Source organism: Microcoleus sp. FACHB-831, from assembly GCF_014695585.1.
Lineage (GTDB): Bacteria > Cyanobacteriota > Cyanobacteriia > Cyanobacteriales > FACHB-T130 > FACHB-831.
The window spans coordinates 76,149-96,539 of the sequence record NZ_JACJON010000030.1 but is presented as its reverse complement, the minus strand read 5'-3'; the positions used below and the strand labels follow the sequence as shown (position 1 = coordinate 96,539).

19 protein-coding genes, 5 tRNA genes and 1 riboswitch are annotated in these 20,391 nt (G+C 45.7%); of the genes, 8 read left to right on the top strand and 16 right to left on the bottom strand.

Annotation, left to right across the window (positions count from 1 at the left end):
- The first annotated feature begins 226 nt into the window (after positions 1–226).
- Positions 227–298 (top strand) — tRNA-Thr (locus H6F77_RS06340).
- Between the two features lie 164 nt (positions 299–462).
- On the opposite strand, the gene H6F77_RS06335 is transcribed toward H6F77_RS06340, so the two are convergent.
- Positions 463–837, bottom strand: a complete 375-nt coding sequence (locus tag H6F77_RS06335) for an ABC transporter permease (RefSeq protein WP_190486435.1) — start codon at positions 835–837, stop codon at positions 463–465.
- 227 nt (positions 838–1,064) lie between these two features.
- Here H6F77_RS06335 and H6F77_RS06330 point away from each other — a divergent pair, with 227 nt between their 5' ends.
- Complete coding sequence (locus tag H6F77_RS06330; RefSeq protein ID WP_190486433.1) at positions 1,065–2,009, top strand: ADP-ribosylglycohydrolase family protein; 945 nt, start codon at positions 1,065–1,067, stop codon at positions 2,007–2,009.
- 27 nt (positions 2,010–2,036) lie between these two features.
- Here the strand turns inward: H6F77_RS06330 and cutA are convergent, their stop codons facing one another.
- The 5 genes from cutA to H6F77_RS06305 all read right to left on the bottom strand — a co-directional run bounded on the left by cutA (position 2,037) and on the right by H6F77_RS06305 (position 6,903).
- The gene (gene cutA / locus H6F77_RS06325; protein WP_190486431.1) at positions 2,037–2,378 is read right to left on the bottom strand and encodes a divalent-cation tolerance protein CutA; all 342 of its coding nucleotides are present in this window, start codon (positions 2,376–2,378) and stop codon (positions 2,037–2,039) included.
- Between the two features lie 47 nt (positions 2,379–2,425).
- Positions 2,426–3,328, bottom strand: a complete 903-nt coding sequence (locus tag H6F77_RS06320; protein ID WP_190486429.1) for a pentapeptide repeat-containing protein — start codon at positions 3,326–3,328, stop codon at positions 2,426–2,428.
- A gap of 697 nt (positions 3,329–4,025) precedes the next feature.
- A complete protein-coding gene (locus H6F77_RS06315) occupies positions 4,026–5,024 on the bottom strand; it encodes a hypothetical protein (protein WP_190486426.1) in 999 nt (332 codons plus the stop codon).
- A gap of 12 nt (positions 5,025–5,036) precedes the next feature.
- Entirely contained in the window at positions 5,037–6,098 is a 1,062-nt protein-coding gene (locus tag H6F77_RS06310; RefSeq protein ID WP_190486424.1) for a hypothetical protein, read from the bottom strand.
- A gap of 145 nt (positions 6,099–6,243) precedes the next feature.
- Positions 6,244–6,903, bottom strand: coding sequence for an Npun_F0813 family protein (locus H6F77_RS06305; protein WP_190486423.1), 660 nt, complete (start codon positions 6,901–6,903; stop codon positions 6,244–6,246).
- Between the two features lie 299 nt (positions 6,904–7,202).
- Here H6F77_RS06305 and H6F77_RS06300 point away from each other — a divergent pair.
- Positions 7,203–7,276 (top strand) — tRNA-Arg (locus H6F77_RS06300).
- 515 nt (positions 7,277–7,791) lie between these two features.
- On the opposite strand, the gene H6F77_RS06295 is transcribed toward H6F77_RS06300, so the two are convergent.
- The 4 genes from H6F77_RS06295 to H6F77_RS06280 form a co-directional block, all read right to left on the bottom strand.
- Positions 7,792–7,863, bottom strand: a tRNA-Thr gene (locus H6F77_RS06295).
- Between the two features lie 66 nt (positions 7,864–7,929).
- A tRNA-Tyr gene (locus H6F77_RS06290) sits at positions 7,930–8,015 on the bottom strand.
- A 172-nt stretch (positions 8,016–8,187) separates the two neighbouring features.
- Positions 8,188–10,008: an ABC transporter ATP-binding protein gene (locus H6F77_RS06285; protein ID WP_190486421.1), complete on the bottom strand. Its 1,821-nt coding sequence runs from the start codon at positions 10,006–10,008 to the stop codon at positions 8,188–8,190.
- Positions 10,009–10,212: 204 nt separating this feature from the next.
- Positions 10,213–10,353 carry a variable surface family protein gene (locus tag H6F77_RS06280; protein ID WP_190486419.1) on the bottom strand — a complete coding sequence of 47 codons (141 nt, stop codon included), beginning with the start codon at positions 10,351–10,353 and terminating at the stop codon, positions 10,213–10,215.
- 112 nt (positions 10,354–10,465) lie between these two features.
- Between H6F77_RS06280 and H6F77_RS06275 the strand changes: the two genes are divergently transcribed.
- On the top strand, positions 10,466–10,624 hold the full coding sequence (locus tag H6F77_RS06275) for a tetratricopeptide repeat protein (RefSeq protein WP_190486417.1): 159 nt from the start codon (positions 10,466–10,468) through the stop codon (positions 10,622–10,624).
- A gap of 76 nt (positions 10,625–10,700) precedes the next feature.
- On the top strand, positions 10,701–11,723 hold the full coding sequence (locus H6F77_RS06270) for an SGNH/GDSL hydrolase family protein (RefSeq protein ID WP_190486415.1): 1,023 nt from the start codon (positions 10,701–10,703) through the stop codon (positions 11,721–11,723).
- A gap of 81 nt (positions 11,724–11,804) precedes the next feature.
- Here H6F77_RS06270 and H6F77_RS06265 read toward each other — a convergent pair whose 3' ends face one another.
- Positions 11,805–12,878 carry a Gfo/Idh/MocA family protein gene (locus H6F77_RS06265; RefSeq protein WP_190486413.1) on the bottom strand — a complete coding sequence of 358 codons (1,074 nt, stop codon included), beginning with the start codon at positions 12,876–12,878 and terminating at the stop codon, positions 11,805–11,807.
- A gap of 317 nt (positions 12,879–13,195) precedes the next feature.
- On the opposite strand from H6F77_RS06265, the gene queC reads away from it, so the two are divergent.
- A complete protein-coding gene (gene queC, locus H6F77_RS06260) occupies positions 13,196–13,888 on the top strand; it encodes a 7-cyano-7-deazaguanine synthase QueC (RefSeq protein WP_190486453.1) in 693 nt (230 codons plus the stop codon).
- A 29-nt stretch (positions 13,889–13,917) separates the two neighbouring features.
- Here queC and H6F77_RS06255 read toward each other — a convergent pair whose 3' ends face one another.
- Both H6F77_RS06255 and H6F77_RS06250 read right to left on the bottom strand, forming a co-directional pair.
- Positions 13,918–15,378 (bottom strand): hemolysin family protein, encoded by a 1,461-nt coding sequence (locus H6F77_RS06255; RefSeq protein ID WP_309228808.1) that lies wholly within the window; start codon positions 15,376–15,378, stop codon positions 13,918–13,920.
- A gap of 142 nt (positions 15,379–15,520) precedes the next feature.
- Positions 15,521–16,231: a hypothetical protein gene (locus tag H6F77_RS06250; RefSeq protein ID WP_190486411.1), complete on the bottom strand. Its 711-nt coding sequence runs from the start codon at positions 16,229–16,231 to the stop codon at positions 15,521–15,523.
- Positions 16,232–16,501: 270 nt separating this feature from the next.
- Between H6F77_RS06250 and H6F77_RS06245 the strand changes: the two genes are divergently transcribed.
- A tRNA-Ile gene (locus H6F77_RS06245) sits at positions 16,502–16,574 on the top strand.
- 94 nt (positions 16,575–16,668) lie between these two features.
- Here H6F77_RS06245 and H6F77_RS06240 read toward each other — a convergent pair.
- On the bottom strand, positions 16,669–17,127 hold the full coding sequence (locus H6F77_RS06240) for a hypothetical protein (RefSeq protein WP_190486409.1): 459 nt from the start codon (positions 17,125–17,127) through the stop codon (positions 16,669–16,671).
- Between the two features lie 90 nt (positions 17,128–17,217).
- Here H6F77_RS06240 and pyrE point away from each other — a divergent pair, with 90 nt between their 5' ends.
- Positions 17,218–17,832 carry an orotate phosphoribosyltransferase gene (gene pyrE / locus H6F77_RS06235; protein WP_190486407.1) on the top strand — a complete coding sequence of 205 codons (615 nt, stop codon included), beginning with the start codon at positions 17,218–17,220 and terminating at the stop codon, positions 17,830–17,832.
- A 152-nt stretch (positions 17,833–17,984) separates the two neighbouring features.
- Here pyrE and H6F77_RS06230 read toward each other — a convergent pair whose 3' ends face one another.
- Together H6F77_RS06230 and thiC are read right to left on the bottom strand one after the other, a co-directional pair.
- The gene (locus H6F77_RS06230) at positions 17,985–18,602 is read right to left on the bottom strand and encodes a glutathione S-transferase family protein (protein ID WP_190486404.1); all 618 of its coding nucleotides are present in this window, start codon (positions 18,600–18,602) and stop codon (positions 17,985–17,987) included.
- Between the two features lie 108 nt (positions 18,603–18,710).
- Positions 18,711–20,084: a phosphomethylpyrimidine synthase gene (gene thiC, locus H6F77_RS06225; protein ID WP_190486402.1), complete on the bottom strand. Its 1,374-nt coding sequence runs from the start codon at positions 20,082–20,084 to the stop codon at positions 18,711–18,713.
- An 8-nt stretch (positions 20,085–20,092) separates the two neighbouring features.
- Positions 20,093–20,188: riboswitch (TPP riboswitch) on the bottom strand.
- Positions 20,189–20,391: the final 203 nt, after the last annotated feature.

Genomic DNA, 20,391 nt, shown 5'->3' with positions numbered 1-20,391 from the left:
CGGACAGCAATGTCTTTCCGTTTTGTCGAGTGGCTGAACCACAATCGGGACGTATTCATCGCGAATATCGCAGCTTTGGGCTTTGTTTGGGCTTGAAATCTGTTTAAGTCCCGTTAACCCATCCTCAGACGATGGGTGTAGGTTATAGGTGAGCGATCGCATTTACTATTTGTTAGCGATCGCCCACTTGACTCTATAGTAAATATTCGCTAAGATTATAAATTGTGCCGGTGTAGCTCAGTGGTAGAGTAGCTGATTCGTAATCAGTTGGCCGTGAGTTCAAATCTCACCATCGGCTTAGGCTTCCAGCGATTTTGTGGCTTTTAAAACTGGTACTGGATTGGTACTGGATTGGTACAGGGGTTAACCAACTGCCATGCATGGCTGGCGGGAGCTTTTCCGATAGCTCGGGTTTAACCCCCCATTAACCCGCGAAAACATACTAGACATCTCCAGAAAATCTCAAGGCCGCATCGCTCCAATTTCAGCAGCAAAAGCAGAACCGACTTGTCCTGCGACAATACTGGTAGTTACAATCGGAGCCAGTTCGGGGCAAAAAGCTAGCGCAAAAATTCCTCCCACAAAGTTGGTTAACCCCAAACGGCTAAACTCTCGTCCCATTTGAAGGGTAAAAATCATTCCTCCAAAGCCATTAGTCAGTAGAACCACCATCAGGGAATCAGGTCCCACCATTGCCATGTATTCGATAACATGGCGGTATCGAGGTATTCTGCCTTTTAGCAAACGCACCAATACTTGACCTACGAGTAGTAACGCGGCTGCAAAACGAAAAAACCACCGATATTGCAAGTTGTCATTAGGTTTAAAGTGCGGCATAAATTAGGCATCGCCGTAGACCATATTTCTAACCAAAATAAAGGCGCGTTATATCAATTTTGGACGCAAGCATTTGGGATTAATCCAAATTGATTGATATAACAGGCTATAGCGGCGGATGCGCGTATCAGCTACTATCCCGCCGCGATAAGGCATGCTCACAAGGGTAGCGATCGCGCTTATTACCCTGAAATCATCAGTTTCTTGATGTGGAGGTAACTAAAATTATGCAAAGCGACTCTAAAACCCTGGCAGGATTGATGGGCGTGTGTGTGGCTGACGCCTTGGGCGTCCCCGTAGAGTTCAGCAGTCGAGCCGACCGGGTAAGCTCGCCAGTAGAAACTATGTTCGGCTACGGAACTTATAATCAACCCCCTGGTACTTGGTCAGATGATAGCTCTCTTACCTTCTGCTTGGCAGATTCTATGTGCTGGGGGTTTTCATTAGATGCGATCGCAGATTCTTTCTGCCGCTGGTACAGCGACAACTACTGGACTCCGCACGGCAATCTTTTCGACATTGGCAACTCTACAGCAAAAGCTATCGAACGTCTCAAACAAGGCGTTCCACCTCTAGAGGCTGGTGGTAAGGATGAACATAGTAATGGCAATGGTTCGTTGATGCGAATATTACCCCTTGCTTATTACCACAAAAATCTAGATTTTTCTCAACTAATTGAGCGCGTACACAACGTTTCTTCAATTACTCACGCTCATCTAAGATGCCAAATAGCCTGCGGAATCTATATCAGTATTGCCGTTTGTCTATTGAATGATTCAGCTCCAAAGTCTGCCTATCTCCAAGGTATACAAAATGCCCGCGAAATTTATTCCCAAGACGTATACGCTAATGAAAGGCCGCATTTTGAAAGAGTTTTCAGCGGAGATATTTCCAGTTTGCCAGAAGAATCAATTAATTCCAACGGCTATGTTATTAATACCCTAGAGGCTGCGCTTTGGTGTTTCTTGAATACCTCCTCATATCGGGAAGCAGTACTCAAAGCTGTGAATCTTGGCGGCGATACCGATACTACCGCTGCTGTCACTGGCGGTTTAGCTGGCATTTATTACGGCGTTAACAACATTCCTCAAGAATGGATAGATCAAATTGCTAGAAAAGATGACATTATTTACTTGGCAAGACGTTTAAACTCAGCAATGAAAAACGATTAAATATTCATTGTTCATTGTCATTCCCAATTACTCATTACCGCTAACTTGCTCTGAAATCCACTGTAAGTATGGCTCAGAGCCTGCCAAAATTGGCAGAGCAATTATTTCTGGTACTTCATATGAGTGCAATTGTCGAATCTTAGCTTCCAGAGTAGGAAATTGCGCTAAGTCAGTTTTAATTATCAGCTGCCACTCTTCTTCCGAGTTAACCTTTCCTTGCCATGTGTAAATAGAATGGACAGGAAACAGGTTGACACAAGCAGCTAGGTGAGAATTAATTAAAGCTTCAGCGATCGCCTCCGCCTCTTGCCGCGAGGAAGCTGTCACCAACACTACGCCGTAGCCAGTTGTAGCAGAATGCTTATCCATTGCTTACAGCCCTGTTCCTCATCGATATGCGCCCCTCGCGATCGCTCTCACCCAACCATTGCTCCCGCCGCTTCTCCAAAAGGTATCGCATTACTACTTGTCCCTGAGTAGAAAAATTGTTGCGCCGAATCAGGCCGGATATCGCCATCAATCCTAGCACCATCAAAATTTGCGCCGCTCAGCGTCGCATCGTTCAAGTCGGCGCCGCTAAGATCCGCTTTGCTAAGTATCGTCCAGGTCAAATTGGCCTCTGCAAGGCAAGCCCCTGCCAGATTTGCTCCTGTCAAGTCTGCCCCTTTTAGATTCACTAGACGCATCGTTGCTTCCCTCAAATCCGCTCCTATTAAGTTAGCGCCTTCTAGTTTAGCGCCACTCATTTTAGCCCCACTGAGGTTTACCCCCTGTAAATCGACTCCACTCAGGTCTAATCCCTTTAAGAAAGCCCTACTGAAATTGGTGCCATTTAATGAAGCCCCATACAGCCTCGCGCCACTCAGCCTTGCTCCGCACAAATTAGCCCAACTCAAGTTGACGCCACTAAGATTAGCTTCCCGCAAGTTGATTTGTTGCAGATTCCCGCTGCACAGATTAGCACCCCACAAGTTAGCCGAGCGGAGGTTAGCATTGGCTAGATTTGCACCGCTCATTTTTGCCCCCGGTAGTTTTGACTTCACCAGGAAAGCTCCGCTTAGGTTAGCTTTAGTCAAGTCTGCATCTACCAGTTTGCCTTCGCTGAGTTTTACAAAACTTAAATCCGCCCAGTTCAGCATAGCGCCGCTCAAATCTGACTTAGTTAAAAAAGCCCTACTGAGATTGGCTCCCCTGAAATTAGCGCCCGTGAGATTGACGCCGATTAGCGTAACTCCCCTCAAATCTGCTCCGCTGAGGTCAACCCCAGCAAAGTTTCTTTCTCCAGCTTCGTAAAGGTTGAGTAGATAGCTTACTTCCATCTCGTTCAAGCTCCACTTAATAATAATTATTATTTTGTTTAAATTGTTCAAAATTGAACAAACACTGGTTAGAATTCAGCAATTTTGATCCTATCTTTAAAGTACCCAAATTAGTATTTCTAATCAACTTTTTAGGTGGAAGAAAAAGAAATTATTCTTGGCTAATACCTAATCACCTGGATCGAAGGATGTCCAAATCAACAATTTTGGGGGTTTGCCCGTCTGGTGCTAAATTCACAGATTTAAAGGAGCAGTGCAGACTTTCCCGCCTAAAATTAACTATTCCCCAAAAACAAAACTAGCCTCTAAAGCTTGCAAAGTCCTCTGAGTACACGAAGTAACGCTTCTGGCGTCGATTCAGTTATAAGCTTGAATATGCTGCTGTTGGATTGCATCCGCACCAGCAAGGTAAGTTTTTCCAGGCGCTACGGCTGGAATGTCACTTTGCTAGCGTATATTATTAAGAAAAATTAAGGTAATTCTGGTTTAGCATTCGCCTGTTGCCACCTTTGGCGAAAGGCTGAACGAAAAAATCCCTCAAAGGGGAATATATATATTTTTGTAAGGTAATACCTGGTTTAACCAAGCCTGACTTTAATTGGTGCCAGTCTGGTAAAACGCTTTTTTATTGTTTGTTAGTAGTTAGCGTTAGTTTTTAGTTTTTATTTGCTACTACTCACTAACCACTAACTACTAACTACAGTAACAACGAATAGACCTGACCATCTATAAGTAAGCGGGTAATTCCTTTGGCTTGCAGCTGCGAACAAGTTTTCTGGAGCATCTTGCCATCGGGAACTTTAATCACTCGCTGGGCGCGGTTGGAAAAACGCCGGGCTACTCTGTGATTGTCGAATACGGGCAAAGTTTTCTGCTGAACTTCTTCAGCAGGAATTTTTCCTAGATCGCTGAACTCTTTGAGAGGTCGCACGATCAACTCTGCTGTTCGGTCTACTACCAAATAGCATATTTTAGGAAGGGAGGCTTGAGACAAGGGTAAAACTTGAACGTTAGCGCGGCTTTCTCGGGGAATAATTTTTAGCCCAGAATGACTGTCTGCATCAGGCAGATCGTCTTCCCAGTCTTCTTCATCCCCATCTTCTAAGTCGTCGTCGTCTTGTTCCTCATCGTCTAAATCGGCTAGGTCTTCTCCTAGCATCTCTTTTAAGACGCTAGCTTCTGCACGGTAATTATCCTGCAACAACTCTAAGTTGTTAGCCGCTAGAGAGTTAGGAACGTTGCTTGGTTGCAGTTCGGGTTCTGTCGCCTCGCTTGCAACATCTTGATTGAGGGCGGCTATGAAATTTTCCTCTCTTCTGGCCGTTTCTTCCTCATCTAAGGAAAAAGAAGCTGGAAGTAGATTAGGAGAAGTTTCCTGAGCAGAAGAAGACAATCGCTTCCGCACCCGACGTTCAGGTTCAGGGGTTGCCTCTTCCAAGCCAGATTCTGACTCGACCTCTACTAGATCGTCTGTATCTGCTTCGTCGTCGTCAACGCTGTTTTGGCCGCGACTAGAGCGTTTTTGCTGTATTAGCGCTTCATATTCTTGCTCAACTAACCGACTCTTTAGGAGGCGGCTAATCGTTGAGCTACTGACATTGTAGCGAACAGCCAGGGTAGAGGTAGTCTCTTCTGGCTCTCGATACAGGTTGAGGATGTCGCGCTTGTCTGAATCAGAGAGTTTTCTAGGACTCATGCCACAAAGTTGCTATGCCCGTTTGCGCGCACCACGGCGGTTGGAACGGATGGAGGTATCGTATTCGAGGGCAGCACCGACGGCAAACAAAACGCCGCTGAAGACCCAAAAGACTTCTAGTATAAACCCACTTTGGTAGTCAGGAATATGATCGGTAGCGTATTTAAACCACATATCTGCAATGTAGAACGAAAACGCTGCCGCTGCAATCATCCTCCAGGACTGAGAAAAACGCCCGCCCCAAAATGCTAACAATAGGGTGGCGGCAATAATCAGGAGAACGACATCACAAATAATGTAGAAGAAACTTACTGGCTTTGCTAGCGGTTTGAGATTGTCTTCGAGGGATAATACCCAACCTGGGGGCGGATTTTTGGGTGCAGTTTCCGCAGGCGGCTTAGATGCTGGGGGTTTTGTCTGTGCAGAGGCCCCTGCTTTAGGGGTTGCTTTCAGTGTCGGTGCTTTTTTGGGGGGAGCAGTTGTTTTTGGTTGTGTTGCTGGGGATACTTGTGCAATTGGTGGCTTTGAGGGCGGAACGCTGGTTTCTTCTGAATCCGCGGGCGAGGCAAGAGAAAGCCAGACAGCTAGAGCAATTGCAACTGAGGCGATCGCTCCGACGATTACCCACTGTTTGTTTTCTAGATTCAGGCGTCTGGGCAGAACCGCTAAAATCATTCCCCAGCCGAGAAACAGATAGAAAGCTACGAAAAATAGATCTCCCAATGACACGGCGGGATCTAAACCCCAATAAAGCTCCCACCAGCAAAACAGCAAGTTTCCTAGAAAGTATGACAGCATCCCCAGACCAATTCCCAGCCAAACATTCCGTCCGCTGGCAATCTGAGGGCTTTGCCAATTTCTAAAACACAGTATCGCGCCTCCCAGGAAGGCTACCTCTTCAAATATGTAAGTACCAATACGGTACCAAAGCGGTGGATCTTCACCTGGCACTGAGATGCTAAACAGCAGAAAGAACAAAAGCGCTAGCACAGCCCAAGCAATCCCCGCATAGACGACGATCTGACCCAACATGGGGGATTGAGAACCGGATGACTTGTCCACAGAACTGCTCATATAATTCCCCGAATCGATAGCTAGCGACGACAGCAGAAAGGCAAATCTGCAAAAATTGGATTAGGGCTGAACAATTAGCCGCAAGCACATTGCAAGTATCGCATAACCACAGCCTGCAATGGCATACTTTTAAACATTTTGTAGGTTATCGCCAGAGCTTACCCAGAGCTGTTTGCTTTAACCAGTCTATAAACTGAGCGCGATCGCCCCCGGGCATATCTTGTAATGTATCGCTTACTCCCTGTGCAAAGTTGGTATTGCCAAAATATCCTTTTCCCAGCCTATGAATTTCTTGCAACAGGGTTATCAGATGATGTTCCTCCCAAGGGGGAACCTGTAAGCTGCTGAGCGGATCCATTGTTAGCAAAGAGTTTACCGCTGACGGTGTATCGCCTCCAGGAAAGTTCCACTTTCGCAAGATTTCGACAAGATCTTTCTGAAATAATCCTGCTTGTCTGGCTCCCAATAGGTCTTCAATATCCATGTAGACTGCTTGCAACAGCAATAAACAAGCTTGGGTTAACGGTTGTATTTTGCTGTCGTTACTGGCTTCCGCCGCCAGCTGATCTAGACGGATTTTGCCCCAGACGCTGTAGCGATCCGGCTCTTCGAGCAGGACGCACGCTTTGCCACGGTTATCAGTAAGATCCCGCCAGAAGGCTTTGGCTTCTTCTGCTTGATTAGCCGCAAATACGCTAATCAAGCGAAATGTTTGCCCCTGATAATTGAGAATGGGGATCTGTTGCTCCCGTGTCGGGTGCTGAATGCTAGAAATTTCAACATCCTGCCGTTTCAGAATAAACATGGCGCTGGTAAATGACTCCTGACAGGGGGCCGGGGGTTCTGCTGAGTTATTGCGATCGCGGGGCAACTGGCGCACTTAAAGTGCAGAATGCTAGTGCTGGGCTAGACTAGACGCAGCGATCGCCTTGAATATCACATTATCCTAGCTAACGTCTCACCCTGTTGGTTTTTAGTGTACATCGAACCTTTAAGCTGCTTGCTCTTAATGTGGTGTAAACGTCTATAATTCTGACTTGCTTGCTGCTTTATGCACAGATACAATGTAATATAAAGTTTGTCTCAGATTAACCCTGTTTATCTGGGTGCGTAACTCAGTTGGATAGAGTAGCGGATTTCTAATCCGCCTGCCGCAGGTTCGAGTCCTGCCGTACCCGTACTACCTACATATCAAGCCCTCTTGCCCTTGTACAGATTACGATGGCAGGCTGATAGAAGGCTTCGTCGTTGCTTCGCTAACAAAATTAGTTCTGCCTGATTTATAAGCGATCGCCCTCCCTAGCTAGCAATTCCTAGCCTACCTAAATAAGCCAACGATACAAACAGTTAGGGAAACATCCCACAGCATCCAACCAAAGAAGTAATAACCAGATAATTTTTACTTTTAGGGCATTTACCTGCCCAATGAAATAGTTTATTACTCAACCCAACTTGGTAGTTGCTACATAAAACCAAGCCCTAGCTAGAAACATATCACCTACCTACTGGGCTAACAAAGCTTTGAAGCCAATCTATAAAGATATTTGGAATTATTAAACGAAAAAGATAAGCCAAATTTGTACAGGCAAAATCACTTGTCTGCACAAAATTATGAGATAGTTTTGCGTATCAAATCAGGCTGGATAAAACTTATCCCTAGCAGGAATGATACCGCTCTGTAATAATTATTAAAAGCCTATGACGAGGATTGAACTCGTGACCTCTTCATTACCAATGAAGTGCTCTACCACTGAGCTACACAGGCGCTAAACAAGTCAAAAGTACAAAGGCGAAATCAATAATTCCTACTTTCTACTTGTTACTTGTTTCGTGGTGGGCCGAGCTGGATTTGAACCAGCGTAGGCGCAAGCCAGCGGATTTACAGTCCGCCCCCATTAACCACTCGGGCATCGACCCATTTCGTCCACGAATATTAATAGTAGCACAACAGTTATAAAAGTCAAAATATTTTCAAAAGTTTTTTTGACGATACGCAAAACTGGCGCGGGGCAAGAACTAGGGGAGTTAGAAGGGAGCGATCGCCCCTCCTTAAACGCCAAATTATCACCCTCCCAGAACTAGAAGACACCTAATCGACCAGTTCGCCAGTTTCTTGCAGCGAGTGCAAGCGTCGGTAAATCCCCTCACGCCGCAGCAACTCATCATGGCTACCCACTTCGGCTATCCGCCCTCGATCGAGAACCACGATTTTATCTGCTTCCCGTACCGTACTGAGTCGGTGGGCAATAACAATCGTCGTGCGAGTACCCAAAATCGAGCGCATTGCTAGCTGAATCGAGCGCTCGGACTCATAATCTAAGCTAGATGTGGCTTCATCAAAAATCAACACATCTGGCTCTACCAGCAGCGCCCTAGCAATACCCAGCCGCTGCCGCTGTCCCCCAGATAATCGCATACCCCGTTCGCCCACAAGCGTGTAATAACCTTGGGGCAACTGCTGAATAACTTCATCTACTCTGGCAATGCGACAAGCTTCTTGCACCTGCTCAAAAGTAGCTTTGGGGTTGCCGTAGGTGAGATTATCTAGCAAAGTGCCGTTGAAAACATCTACTTCTTGGTGAACAATTGCCAGCCGTCGGCGATAGCCAGTAACATCTAGCTGGCGAATGTCTTGCCCATCCATTAAGATGCGACCTTGGGTAGGTTCAAAATATCTAAAAAGCAACTTCACAAAAGTAGATTTGCCCGAACCTGAACGACCGACTAACGCCACAGTTTGATAAGGTTCAATTAGCAAATTGATGTTTTCTAAGACTAGGCGATCGCGGTCATATCCAAAACTTACCCCTGAAAACTCTATTTTGCCTGTAAAGCTATAGGATTTCGCTGTTTCACCTGAATCCATCAGCACACCACCTGCATCTATTCCGGCGGGCAAGTGCATAAATTCATGAAACCGAATCATCGAAGCGTAACGACGGGCAAATATTTCAGCCAGGTTGGTGATAGGTTCCAACTCTGAGTAAGCCATGCTGGCAACTGTTAAAATCGTTACAAAATGTCCCAGCGAGATTTGCTCTTTTATGGTAGCCCACACCGTAAAAGCTAGTACCAAAAATACACAAGCCTGAACCACTACTCTTTGCTTTGTGGCCAGTTTAACGTAACTGAGATGAATGCGATACTCGACAACTTTTAATTCCCGCTCTAAGCGTTGCCGTTGGCGATTTAGTTCTACAGCTTCAGTTGCAAAAGCTTTGACTGTCTTGATATTCGTGATAAGTTCTGAAGTGCGGCTTTCGGTATTTTCCATGTATTTATCCAACAACTCCTCTCTTTGGATAATCTCCCTTAACTTAGTGAGACTGAAGCTGAGGATTAATATGAAAGAAACCAGGAAAAAGATAGCGATTTGCCATTGAATCAGCCATATAATTACAGCAATACCCAACACCCTAAATAGTTTTGGTATTAGCTGACCGGATATGTCTGGATAACTCCAAGTGTGGTTGGCGAGACCCCTAGCGACTCTTCCGGCAATCCGTCCTGGGTTGTTTTCGTCGTAAAACTCTAAAGGCATGGTGAGGATTTTTTCGACGACTTTTTCCCCATTGTCTCGACGCGATCGCAGCGCAATATCCCAATGGAACCACGAGCTTATCCAAGGCTGAATTGGCGATCTTACTACGGTAATAAAAAAAGTTAATCCTAGCAGTACGGTTAGGGAGAAAATCTGATTAACAGGCTGATTGGTGAGGGTGGCAATACGAGCGATCGCGTTTTGCAATAGCCCATCTACAGGCTTATCTGACAAAACATTTAAAATCTGTCCAATGATATAGGGAACAAATAAATCTAAAATCTCAAAAATGCTAGTTGCTGCAATACTGAAAAGTGCAATCCTCCTGTAGCTTTGGTAGTAGTTGAGAATATCTCGAAACGAAGCCATGACTCCCCCTGTTAAAGCCGTTACTAAGGACTTTAGATTTAATTGCTACAAACATCTTTGTAGTATACACTACATATACTACAAACTGCACGTGTGTGCCTGAACCTGCCCGCAAAACTGAGTAGGAAATATAAAAAGGAAAAGCCGGAGTAATCCGGCTAGCAAGATAATTTTGTTAGAGGAGTTTGCGCGATCGCTGGTTGATTAATGCACTGCGTAGGCGGTGTGAAGTGCCCACCAGAGTAGGAAGCCGATGCCTCCCAAAACTACTACAGATGAGATAGCGATCGCTGTGGGGCTATCAGCTCCCTTGAACTTCATAATTCCACGATTCAAGTCTGACATGGCGCTGTAATCCTCTCTGTGCTAAAGCGCTGCAACAATTTGTGAAGATATCATACCCTTGACTAGGTTAGCGATGAAATCAGGGATCGTCCATAACCCGAACGGGTGAGAAATGACCAGCCCATATTTTACCTCGTGTTTATGTTCGCGCTTCGCTCTACAGCAGCAAGGAAAGTTGACCGAAGCGGTTCAAGAGTTTAAGCAAGCGATTAAATTAGCCCCTGACTATGTAGATGCTCAAAACAATCTGAAGAAGGTGCAGCGACAGTAGCATCTGACAAGGCAGAAGAATCGGCAACGGGATAGACTCGTATTCAATAGACATCTTGCAAAAGTATTTTTGCAAGATGTCTAATTTAGCCTGGTTACAGTCCGCGTTGTTGAGGGGGAAATTAGTGAAAGTTGCGGTGATTGTTTTAGCGGTTGTTGTTGGGTTGTTGGTGCTGCTGGAAATTGGGCTAAGATTGCTATTCGGATTTGGCAATCCCCTAATTTATGTTACCGATGACAAGATTGGTTATTTGTTAGCACCAAACCAGCGCACTCGCAGGTTTGGCAACCTGATAGAAATTAATCAGTATTCAATGCGTAGTCCAGCCATAACAGTAACTCGTCCAGAGTCTACTCTGCGGGTGCTGTTATTGGGAGACTCTATTGCTAACGGCGGCTGGTGGACGGATCAGGCTGATATTATTTCGGCTGTAATGACTCAGCAGTTGCAATCGTCTATTGCTAGTACAAATTTTAATCAGGTAGAAGTTCTTAACGCTTCGGCTAATTCTTGGTGTCCGCGCAATGAATTAGCTTATTTAGAGCGGTTTGGTACTTTTAACGCTCAGGCGGTGGTGTTGTTGATTAATACAGATGATTTGTTTGGCACAGCACCGACTTCAGTGCCTATAGGACGCGATCGCTTCTACCCCAGCCACAAACCCCCGTTAGCCTTAGCAGAAGCCTTCAGCCGCTACGTTTTGCCATACACGCCGCCAGCAGAAATGGCAGCCGTAAACGCAGAACCAGGCGATCGCGTTGGCTTTAATATAGAAGCCATCTGGCAAATTAAAACAATAGTCTCTCAAGCTGGCTGTCACTTGCTGCTAGCAATGACACCTTTACTCAGAGAAATAGGAGAACCCGGCCCACGCGATTATGAACTCAAAGCAAGAGAACGTCTAATTGATTTGACACAGACCCAGAAAATCAACTATATAGATTTTCTGCCTATTTTCAACTCAACCGAGCAGCCAGAAAATTTATACCGCGACACCATTCACCTGAGTCCTCAAGGAAACCAGGTGGTAAATGCAGAAATTGGGCGATCGCTCCAAGAGCTGTTACAGCTTCAAAAACCGCCATTTGTTAGTGGTTAATCGTTAATGGCTAATAGGTAGTGGGTAATGGTAATCGCGGTTTCTCCAATTACCAATTACCAATTACCACCATTAACAGTTTTAGTAAGAAACAGCGATCGCTGGAGAATTTACAGCACGACGCTCCCACTCTGGCAAATGCCAAGCTTTACCATCGAGAGCCATCTGTTCAATCAAACTCGCTAAACGCAAAGCTTTGAGAGCCTGCTCGCCGCCTACGGAGGGCTGATTGCCACCCCGCACGCAACCGACAAAATGCTCCAACTCGGCGTGAAGCGGTTCGATATTACTGGTGTAAACCTTCTCAATCAAACCATCCTGGCGGTAAAGCACCTGACCGTAGTCGGTCATGTAGTTAGCAGTAGTTTGGCGGTGAATCAGGATTTCATTGTTGAGAAAATCAGCCTCAGTCAGAGAATTTTTGCAATGGGCGGCAATGCGGCGGATTTTGCGGTGCGTCACCTTACTGGCTGTCAGAGTAGCGACAATGCCATTTGCAAAGCCCAGCGTAGCCGTCACATAGTCTAAATAGCCAGAATCAGAGGCGCGGCTGCCACTGGCTGTCAATTTCACGACGGGGGCAGCTGCCAGCTCGATGAGCAGGTCAATATCGTGGATCATCAGATCCAAGACTACAGAGACATCGTTAGCCCGCTGCGAGTAGGGACTCATGCGGTGAGCTTCTAGAGCCAGCAATTCTTCTGTCTTCAGCACTTTGCTGAGTTCCTGAAAAGCTGGGTTAAAGCGTTCGATGTGTCCCACTTGAAGAATACAGCCCGACTCGGCAGCTGCATTTACTAGGGATTCTGCTTCCGCAATACTAGCGGCAATCGGTTTTTCAATTAAGACGTGAATACCGGATTCTAGACAAGTCATCCCAACTTCGTGATGCAGGCGCGTCGGGACGGCAACGCAGACCGCATCAACATAGGGAAGCAGATCGCGATAATCTTCAAAGAAGCGAACTCGATACTTGCTAGCCGTGTCCAAACCCCGATCGACGTTAATATCGGACACACCCACTAGCTCAACGTCTTTGAGCAGACTTAGAACGCGGGTATGATGTTGTCCCATATTGCCAACGCCGATCACTCCAATTCGGATCGGTTTAGGCTGATTGCGCTGCACATGAGCGTCTGAATGTCTCGCTGACATACTATCTTGCACTCCTGTAGGCTCCTCCACCACTTGAATTAATTTGATTAATAATCGTTATCCGCCTCAAACCATCCAGATAGTAGCACGGCGGCTCTATTTGTAAAGAATTTAAAACTTTTGTCCAGGTTCCACAAGTTTCTCAAGTATATAGAGCCGTTAATATTACATTGTGTTGCTAAGGTTTGCATTGAGGCATCTAAATGTGTCAGTTTCTCCCCCGTCCATCTTGTCATCGGGAATTTGGGGGATTTTTAGTGGCAGTTTAGCTCCGACTCGACGAGAGAATTTGTAGAAGGTAGGAAAGAGCGATGGCGGTGAAAGCAGTTGTGTTGTTGTCTGGTGGGTTAGACTCATCTACGGTTTTGTACCAGGCGGCTTCAGATGGTTGTGAGTTGTACGCGCTGTCGTTTAATTACCAGCAGCGACATCTTAGAGAGTTAGACTCAGCGGAAGCGATCGCAGGTTCAATTGGTGTGGCAGAACATCAGGTGGTCAGCTTTGACTTGCGTCGGTGGGGCGGTTCGGCGCTTACAGATGACCAAATTAACCTGCCAGAGAGTCGCTCTTTAGATGAAATGGCTCAAAACATTCCTGTAACTTATGTTCCCGCCCGCAATACGATTTTTTTGAGCTTTGCCCTAGCTTATGCAGAGGCGATCGCTGCAAGAAGAGTTTATATCGGCGTTAACGCTTTGGATTACTCCGGATACCCAGATTGTCGGCCTGACTATCTTAGGGCAATGCAGGAAGTTTTTAGACTAGGTACAAAACAGGGCAGGGAAGGAGAAGCGATCGCCATTATCGCGCCCCTGATAGACCTCAAGAAAACAGAAATTATCCAATTAGGGAATAAATTGGGCGTTCCTTGGGAAAAAACCTGGTCTTGCTATGCTGGAGGCGATCGCGCTTGTGGCGTCTGCGACTCCTGCCGATTGCGTGTTGCCGCTTTTGAGGAATTGCAATTAAAAGATCCTCTACCCTATGCTGAGCCACTTCCAGGAAACTGAAACCGTAGTTCAGAGGATTGCGCCGAGCATTAGAGGCGATCGCTTGCAGGCGGACGCCGCCCATTTGCTTCTGCGGCTGACTGTTCAAGTTCTTGTGGGGCGTCTATATCTGCTGAAGGCGATCGCCTATGGATGCGAATTTGATCTAAACGTGGCCCTTCGGCAGACACTACAGTTAGATCGAGGTTGTCATATTGCAGCGTTTCGCCCATAGGTGGAATTTTTTGATACTCGTAAAGCAAAAAGCCGCCTAGAGTTTGATATTCATCAGTCAGGGGCAAGTCTAGATTTAAAACTTCGTTAACTTCTTCAAGATTCATCTGTGCTTGCACGAGAAACGTATCCTGATCGAGGATTTGCACGGCTAACTCTTCGGTGTGCTGCTGTGGGTAGGAACCGATAATTTCCGCGATCAAATCTTTAATAGTTAGCAAGCCAGCCGTACCGCCAAACTCATCTACGACGATGACCATAGCTTGGAGCGATCGCTGCATGACTGGTAACAGCGTACTCACATGAGTAGATTCTGGTACAAACCGCGCCGGACGAATCCAGGGTTCAATTGGCGCGTCCAGCTCTAACTGGCCTTGTGCTAAGGGTTCAGCTAATTCTTTGAAGTAGATGATGCCGCAAATGTCATCTAATGATTCTCCTATGACGGGATAGCGAGAGTAGCCCGTTGCGGCAATCTGATTGAGCAGCATCCCGAAGGTGGCACTAATAGGAATGGCAACAATGCTTGTGCGTTGAACCATAACTTGTCCGGCCACCACGTCGCCAAAGTTAAATATATTGTTGAGCAGCTCTCGCTCTTTGGCTTTCAGACCTGGAGATTCCTGCTCTGTGGCGATTATCACCTGCAACTCTTCTGAGGTGACGCGGGTAGACATCTGGCCCGTATAGTCAATGCCCCCCAGCCGCAACAGCAAGCGAGTTGAATGATTGAGTATCCAGAGGAAGGGGTTGAAAAAACGGGCGATCGCTCTTATTGGTAGCCCTAAAAACCTTGCTAGTTGTTCCGAATAAAGCAGGGCAACTGCTTTAGGGCAAAGTTCTCCTAAAACAATTTGCAAGTAGGCAATGAGGAAAAAAGCTAGAGGGATGGCTACGGAATGAGCAACCATATGGCTGACCTCGGCGGGGAGCGGCAGAGCCATCATCCATCTGACCACCACAACAGCCATAGTAGTCTCTCCAATCCAACCGAGAGCCAGACTAGAGAGAGTTATACCCAACTGAGTGGTAGAAAGGAGCTTGTCTATGCTCCTTTGCAGGTTTTGCACCGTCTTAGCCTGAATATCACCTGCTTCCACCAATTGGTTGATGCGCGATCGCCGCACCGATACCACTGAAAACTCAGCCGTCACAAAAAAGGCGTTTATTGCAATTAGCACTAACACCGACAAAATTCTCAGCAGAATATCTGTCCCAGCCAGATTAACCGAACCACTTACCGTCAACACAACTAAAACGGAGGCAACCCTCCGCACAAATAAGTTTCAAGGCGGAACGCAGCTATGCTAACGCAGAAATGTGAATACATTGTATGGCGGTAAATTTTTCGGGTATGGAGTAGGTCTTGCTCAAGCGTATTTGTTTCTAGGGTAATTCACCAACTACGCTAAGGAATCTCTATCTCACGACTGGAATATCAGACATTTTCAGCTGTAGTTTTTGATCGGGATAATCTGTTAGCGTCAGTGAAATTTTTTGGGAATTCTCTAGCAAAGCTGTTGGAATACTGACCGTTCCCGAAAATTCCTCTCCATTGGCTGGCAATTCTCCTGGCAATCCTTCTGTAATAGCGCTCAGCGCTCTACCCTGATCGTCAGTAATATTTAAGAAACTGTAGAGAAAACGCACAGCAGAAGACCCTTCATTCTTCATGCTCACATTCAGTAACAAAGAACCACCCTGTTGGCTCGCAGAACGCACTTCTAGCGTCACCTGCTTGTCTTGACTTTTAACAGGGAAATTAGCTTGTGTATTTGCTGCTTTTGCCTCATTGCTGGACTCGTCAGAAGGCTTTTCATCCTTTGTTGAGTCACTCTTGTTCCTGGTATCCTCCTTATTTTTTTCAGCCTTTGCCTCTTTGCCCTTGCTATCAATATAAACCCTTACTTTCTTGAGAATATCCTCCTCACGCAACATATCTATGCCTTCTTTACCAGAAGAACTCCGCTTGCTGCTTGCCAATTTCTTGGTGGGACGAATATCGGGCTGAGTCACTCCTTTGAGAGCTTCATGACCTATGGTAAATCCCCATATCGAACTCACAAAGCCAGCACCAAACATTAAGGTAAGCAAAATTAACGTGAGCGCTACTGTCGAATTCAGTTTCATGGGTTGTCAAAGCTAAAGTCTATGTTGTTGCTGTCGCACTCGATTCAAATAGCGAGTATACTATATACACATACAAGAATATGATGTATCCGGAGCCGATTAAGCGACCCGCGGCTGCTTAACGAGTCAAAAATTTATTCAAAATTCAGGCAAATAGTTTAGATAATCGGCTCATAACACGCTAATATATGATTTATGCGATTTTTTAGGCTTGGTGAGGTAACAACCTGAATATGGGCTAGTCCGCAAGTAATATATAATTATAGTCTACGGCAGTTGGCCGAGCGGTTTAGGCAACGAACTCATAATTCGTCCAAGGCAGGTTCAACTCCTGCACTGCCGATTTTTATAAATACAAAATAATGAGCGATCGCGCCTTCCTAATACACAGTAGGAATGGCGCGATTTGAAGTATGGCCGTCTAGATTTGCCGACAGTTATCTTGGTGGCAGGGTTTCATAGAAAAATTCGCTGCCAAGTACGCGATTACCACGAAGGGCAGAAGATGGCAACTGTAAAATAGAAGTATTGTAGGGATTGGGTAGATCTGGAGTGCGAAGAATCGGATCGCTGGAAACCTGCTGGTACATTAGTTCCCGGTAAAGCTTATTTAATCTTGCTGCATCGCGCTCGATTTCACTTTCGGGGAAAGCAGTTCGACCAAAGAAACCAGGGCCTAATATAAGATCAACTTGACGCTTGATGGATCGGTTGCGGTAAAAGTCTCCAGAGTCGGTATTTATGGCGCGGTCGAAGGCATCGGGGATAGATTCCAGTCGAATTGGCTGGAAGCTTGAGGAGTCTTTTGGATTGGCGATCGCGCCCGAAGCAAATAAACTTGTAGAAGTAGCAGCGAGAACCAACACGCTGATAAAATTAGCAAACCGCATTTTCATAACGTTTCTCCTCAACCTTGACTCAATATTAGCTGATATTTCAGTCTAGGATCTTTGTTGGTCAAGTTTTAAGCTTTTTGTGCCTAAGTAATGAGCAACGACATCCAACCTCCAGCGATCGCAAGTGAAATTGCTACAGCCGATTTAACAACGCTGCGCCAGCAACTTCTAGATTTATTTTGCCATCTGGCTTACAAAGAAGGTGACTTTGTTCTCTCTTCAGGGCAGCGCAGCACTTATTACATTAATGGCAAGCTGGTGACACTCCACCCCCAAGGCGCTTTAGCAACCGGGAGGCTTTTGTTATCAATGCTATCGATGGATACTGATGCTGTAGCAGGTTTGACGCTGGGAGCAGATCCAATTGTAACGGCGTTAAGCGTGGTTTCTGCTTACGAAAACAGACCTATACCAGCGCTGATTATCCGCAAAGAAGCTAAGGGTCACGGTACAAGAGCATACATTGAAGGGCCAAATCTTCCCGAAGGTGCAAAAGTTGTAGTTTTGGAAGATGTTGTCACAACGGGGCAATCTGCAATGAAAGCAGTGGCGCGTCTCCGCGATGCAGGTTACAAAGTCGAGCGAGTAATTTCTCTAGTAGATCGACAGCAAGGCGGTGCTGAATTATACCAGGCAGTAGGGCTAGAGTTTCAGGCAGTGTTTACTATCTCAGAAATTCAAGAGCGTACAAGGACTTTAAGGTAGAATTTTGTCCGCTAATGGTTGTAAATTGTCTACCAACTCGCTTAGATTGTGGGAATTCTTAATACTAAAGCGTAGTTAGGTAATTAAAATTGAGAAAGTAGCGATCGCTTACTCTATATTTATAGAAGTAAAGAAAGAGCGATCGCGCTTTCTCAGTCAGCACCTTTTCGTTGAGTAATACTAATATGTTTTGGTTGAGCTTTAACACGTTCCAACCACGCATTTATTGCTGGAAATCCTGTTAATTCAAAGCCGCCTTCATGGGCAACATGAGTATAAGCATACAAAGCAATATCAGCAATAGTGTATCGCTCTCCCACAAAAAAAGCGCGATTGGCTAAATGCTTTTCCATTACCCTTAATGCTGCATAACCAGGTTCGCGTTTTTGGTTAATAGCATCTCGATATTCATCAGCTTTGCCAAGGCAAGAAATCCAAAATCTAGAAGTAGCAATATAGGGTTCGTGACTGTATTGCTCAAAAAATAGCCATTGCATTACTTGTGCGCGTTCAAGGCGATCGCTTGGTAAATATTGAGTACCTTCGCTTAAGTAAAATAGAATTGCATTCGATTCAGCAAGGAACTGGTTTGGCTGAATTTCTAAAACGGGAATGCGCCCATTGGGGTTTTTGGCAAGGAATTCTGGAGTGCGCGTTTCTCCTTTCAGGATGTTAAGTTCTACTATCTCAAAAGGAATTTCAAGTTGTGTCAGCAGCAGCCGCACCTTATAGCCATTCCCAGAAGGCAAAAAATCATATAGTCGATACATTATGGGCTTTCATAAATAAATCCTAAAGAGTCAAGCAACACTAATAAAATATTTATTTAAAACCTCGTTACCAGGTTCAACCTGGTAACGAGGTTTTATAAAATTATCTTAGCTTTGAGTTACTGGTTCTTTAGCCAAGAACTTCTCAAGTTCTGTCAACGCATCTGCATCAACTTTAGTCTGCATTGGGCAGAATTTTGGCCCGCACATTGAACAGAACTCAGCAGTTTTATAGATATCTGCTGGCAAAGTTTCGTCGTGATATTCCTTCGCGCGTTCGGGGTCGAGAGACAATTCAAACTGGCGGTTCCAGTCGAAGTTGTAACGGGCTTTAGAAAGTTCGTCATCTCTATCTCTTGCCCCCGGACGATGCCTTGCAATATCCGCAGCATGCGCGGCAATCTTGTAGGCAATTAACCCATTCCGCACATCTTCTGCATCAGGCAAGCCTAAGTGTTCTTTGGGTGTGACATAACAAAGCATTGCCGTTCCGTACCAGCCAGCCATAGCCGCGCCAATTGCTGACGTAATGTGGTCATAACCGGGAGCAATATCTGTTACTAATGGCCCCAAAACATAGAAGGGTGCTTCAGAACACTCCTCCATCTGTTTTTTAACATTAAACTCAATTTGATCCATTGGGACGTGACCCGGCCCTTCGACCATCACCTGCACGTTATGTTCCCAAGCTTTGCGAGTTAACTGTCCTAATGTCTTAAGTTCAGCTAACTGTGCAGCATCAGATGCATCGTGCTGACAACCGGGACGCAGAGAGTCGCCCAAACTAAACGAAACATCGTATCTTTTAAAGATTTCGATGATGTCGTTGAAATGGGTATACAGGGGATTTTGCTTGTGGTGATGCAGCATCCAACGGGCGAGAATTCCCCCCCCGCGAGAGACAATTCCAGTGATGCGATCTCTTACCAAAGGCAAATGTTCAATTAAAATTCCCGCGTGGATGGTCTGATAATCGACGCCTTGTTGAGCGTGCTTTTCGATGACGTGGAGGAAGTCATCTGCTGTCAGCTTTTCAATCGTACCGTGAACGCTTTCTAAAGCTTGATAGACTGGAACTGTTCCAATTGGAACTGGCGAAGCGTTGATAATTGCGGTGCGAATTTCATCTAAGTTACCGCCACCAGTGGACAAGTCCATGACGGTATCGGCACCATATTTTACCGCCAATTTGAGCTTATCGACTTCTTCTTGAAGGTTAGAAGAGTTGGGGGAAGCTCCGATATTGGCATTCACTTTGCACTTAGAAGCGATGCCAATAGCCATCGGTTCTAGGTTAGTGTGATTGATATTGGCGGGGATAATCATTCTACCCCGTGCGACTTCTTCGCGGATGAGGTCAGCTGGGAGATTTTCCCGCTGCGCCACATACTGCATTTCTTCAGTAATCACACCCTGACGAGCGTAGTGCATTTGAGAAACGTTGCTTTGTCCGCGACGCTTCGCTACCCATTCGGTACGCATATTGAGTTCCTCAAAATAAACAGCTTCCCTCCGCTGGTATTACCCAGTCTCAGGTTCTAAGGGACTATCTCAGCCTGCTAATTCAGGCACCCCTAGCTTGATCGTCTATATTACCATCGATGTGGATTTAGAGGGGAAACTTTGCAAAACTGTTGATTTTTCTGCAAAACTTAACAGTTAATAAATTTTGTTAAAAGTATTCTACGTTAACTTTTTAGCTGACGGCGCTTGGCATTTTGGTGAAATCTAAAATACTTATATATAGAAAATAACGGCATATCGAAAAATATTGGATTACCCTCACGTA

Coding starts and splice junctions, on each gene's coding strand:
- H6F77_RS06335 (WP_190486435.1), bottom strand. CDS start 837: ATGCCGCACTTTAAACCTAATGACAACTTGCAATATCGGTGGTTTTTT.
- H6F77_RS06330 (WP_190486433.1), top strand. CDS start 1,065: ATGCAAAGCGACTCTAAAACCCTGGCAGGATTGATGGGCGTGTGTGTG.
- cutA (WP_190486431.1), bottom strand. CDS start 2,378: ATGGATAAGCATTCTGCTACAACTGGCTACGGCGTAGTGTTGGTGACA.
- H6F77_RS06320 (WP_190486429.1), bottom strand. CDS start 3,328: ATGGAAGTAAGCTATCTACTCAACCTTTACGAAGCTGGAGAAAGAAAC.
- H6F77_RS06315 (WP_190486426.1), bottom strand. CDS start 5,024: ATGAGTCCTAGAAAACTCTCTGATTCAGACAAGCGCGACATCCTCAAC.
- H6F77_RS06310 (WP_190486424.1), bottom strand. CDS start 6,098: ATGAGCAGTTCTGTGGACAAGTCATCCGGTTCTCAATCCCCCATGTTG.
- H6F77_RS06305 (WP_190486423.1), bottom strand. CDS start 6,903: ATGTTTATTCTGAAACGGCAGGATGTTGAAATTTCTAGCATTCAGCAC.
- H6F77_RS06285 (WP_190486421.1), bottom strand. CDS start 10,008: ATGGCTTCGTTTCGAGATATTCTCAACTACTACCAAAGCTACAGGAGG.
- H6F77_RS06280 (WP_190486419.1), bottom strand. CDS start 10,353: ATGTCAGACTTGAATCGTGGAATTATGAAGTTCAAGGGAGCTGATAGC.
- H6F77_RS06275 (WP_190486417.1), top strand. CDS start 10,466: ATGACCAGCCCATATTTTACCTCGTGTTTATGTTCGCGCTTCGCTCTA.
- H6F77_RS06270 (WP_190486415.1), top strand. CDS start 10,701: ATGTCTAATTTAGCCTGGTTACAGTCCGCGTTGTTGAGGGGGAAATTA.
- H6F77_RS06265 (WP_190486413.1), bottom strand. CDS start 12,878: ATGTCAGCGAGACATTCAGACGCTCATGTGCAGCGCAATCAGCCTAAA.
- H6F77_RS06250 (WP_190486411.1), bottom strand. CDS start 16,231: ATGAAACTGAATTCGACAGTAGCGCTCACGTTAATTTTGCTTACCTTA.
- H6F77_RS06240 (WP_190486409.1), bottom strand. CDS start 17,127: ATGAAAATGCGGTTTGCTAATTTTATCAGCGTGTTGGTTCTCGCTGCT.
- pyrE (WP_190486407.1), top strand. CDS start 17,218: ATGAGCAACGACATCCAACCTCCAGCGATCGCAAGTGAAATTGCTACA.
- H6F77_RS06230 (WP_190486404.1), bottom strand. CDS start 18,602: ATGTATCGACTATATGATTTTTTGCCTTCTGGGAATGGCTATAAGGTG.
- thiC (WP_190486402.1), bottom strand. CDS start 20,084: ATGCGTACCGAATGGGTAGCGAAGCGTCGCGGACAAAGCAACGTTTCT.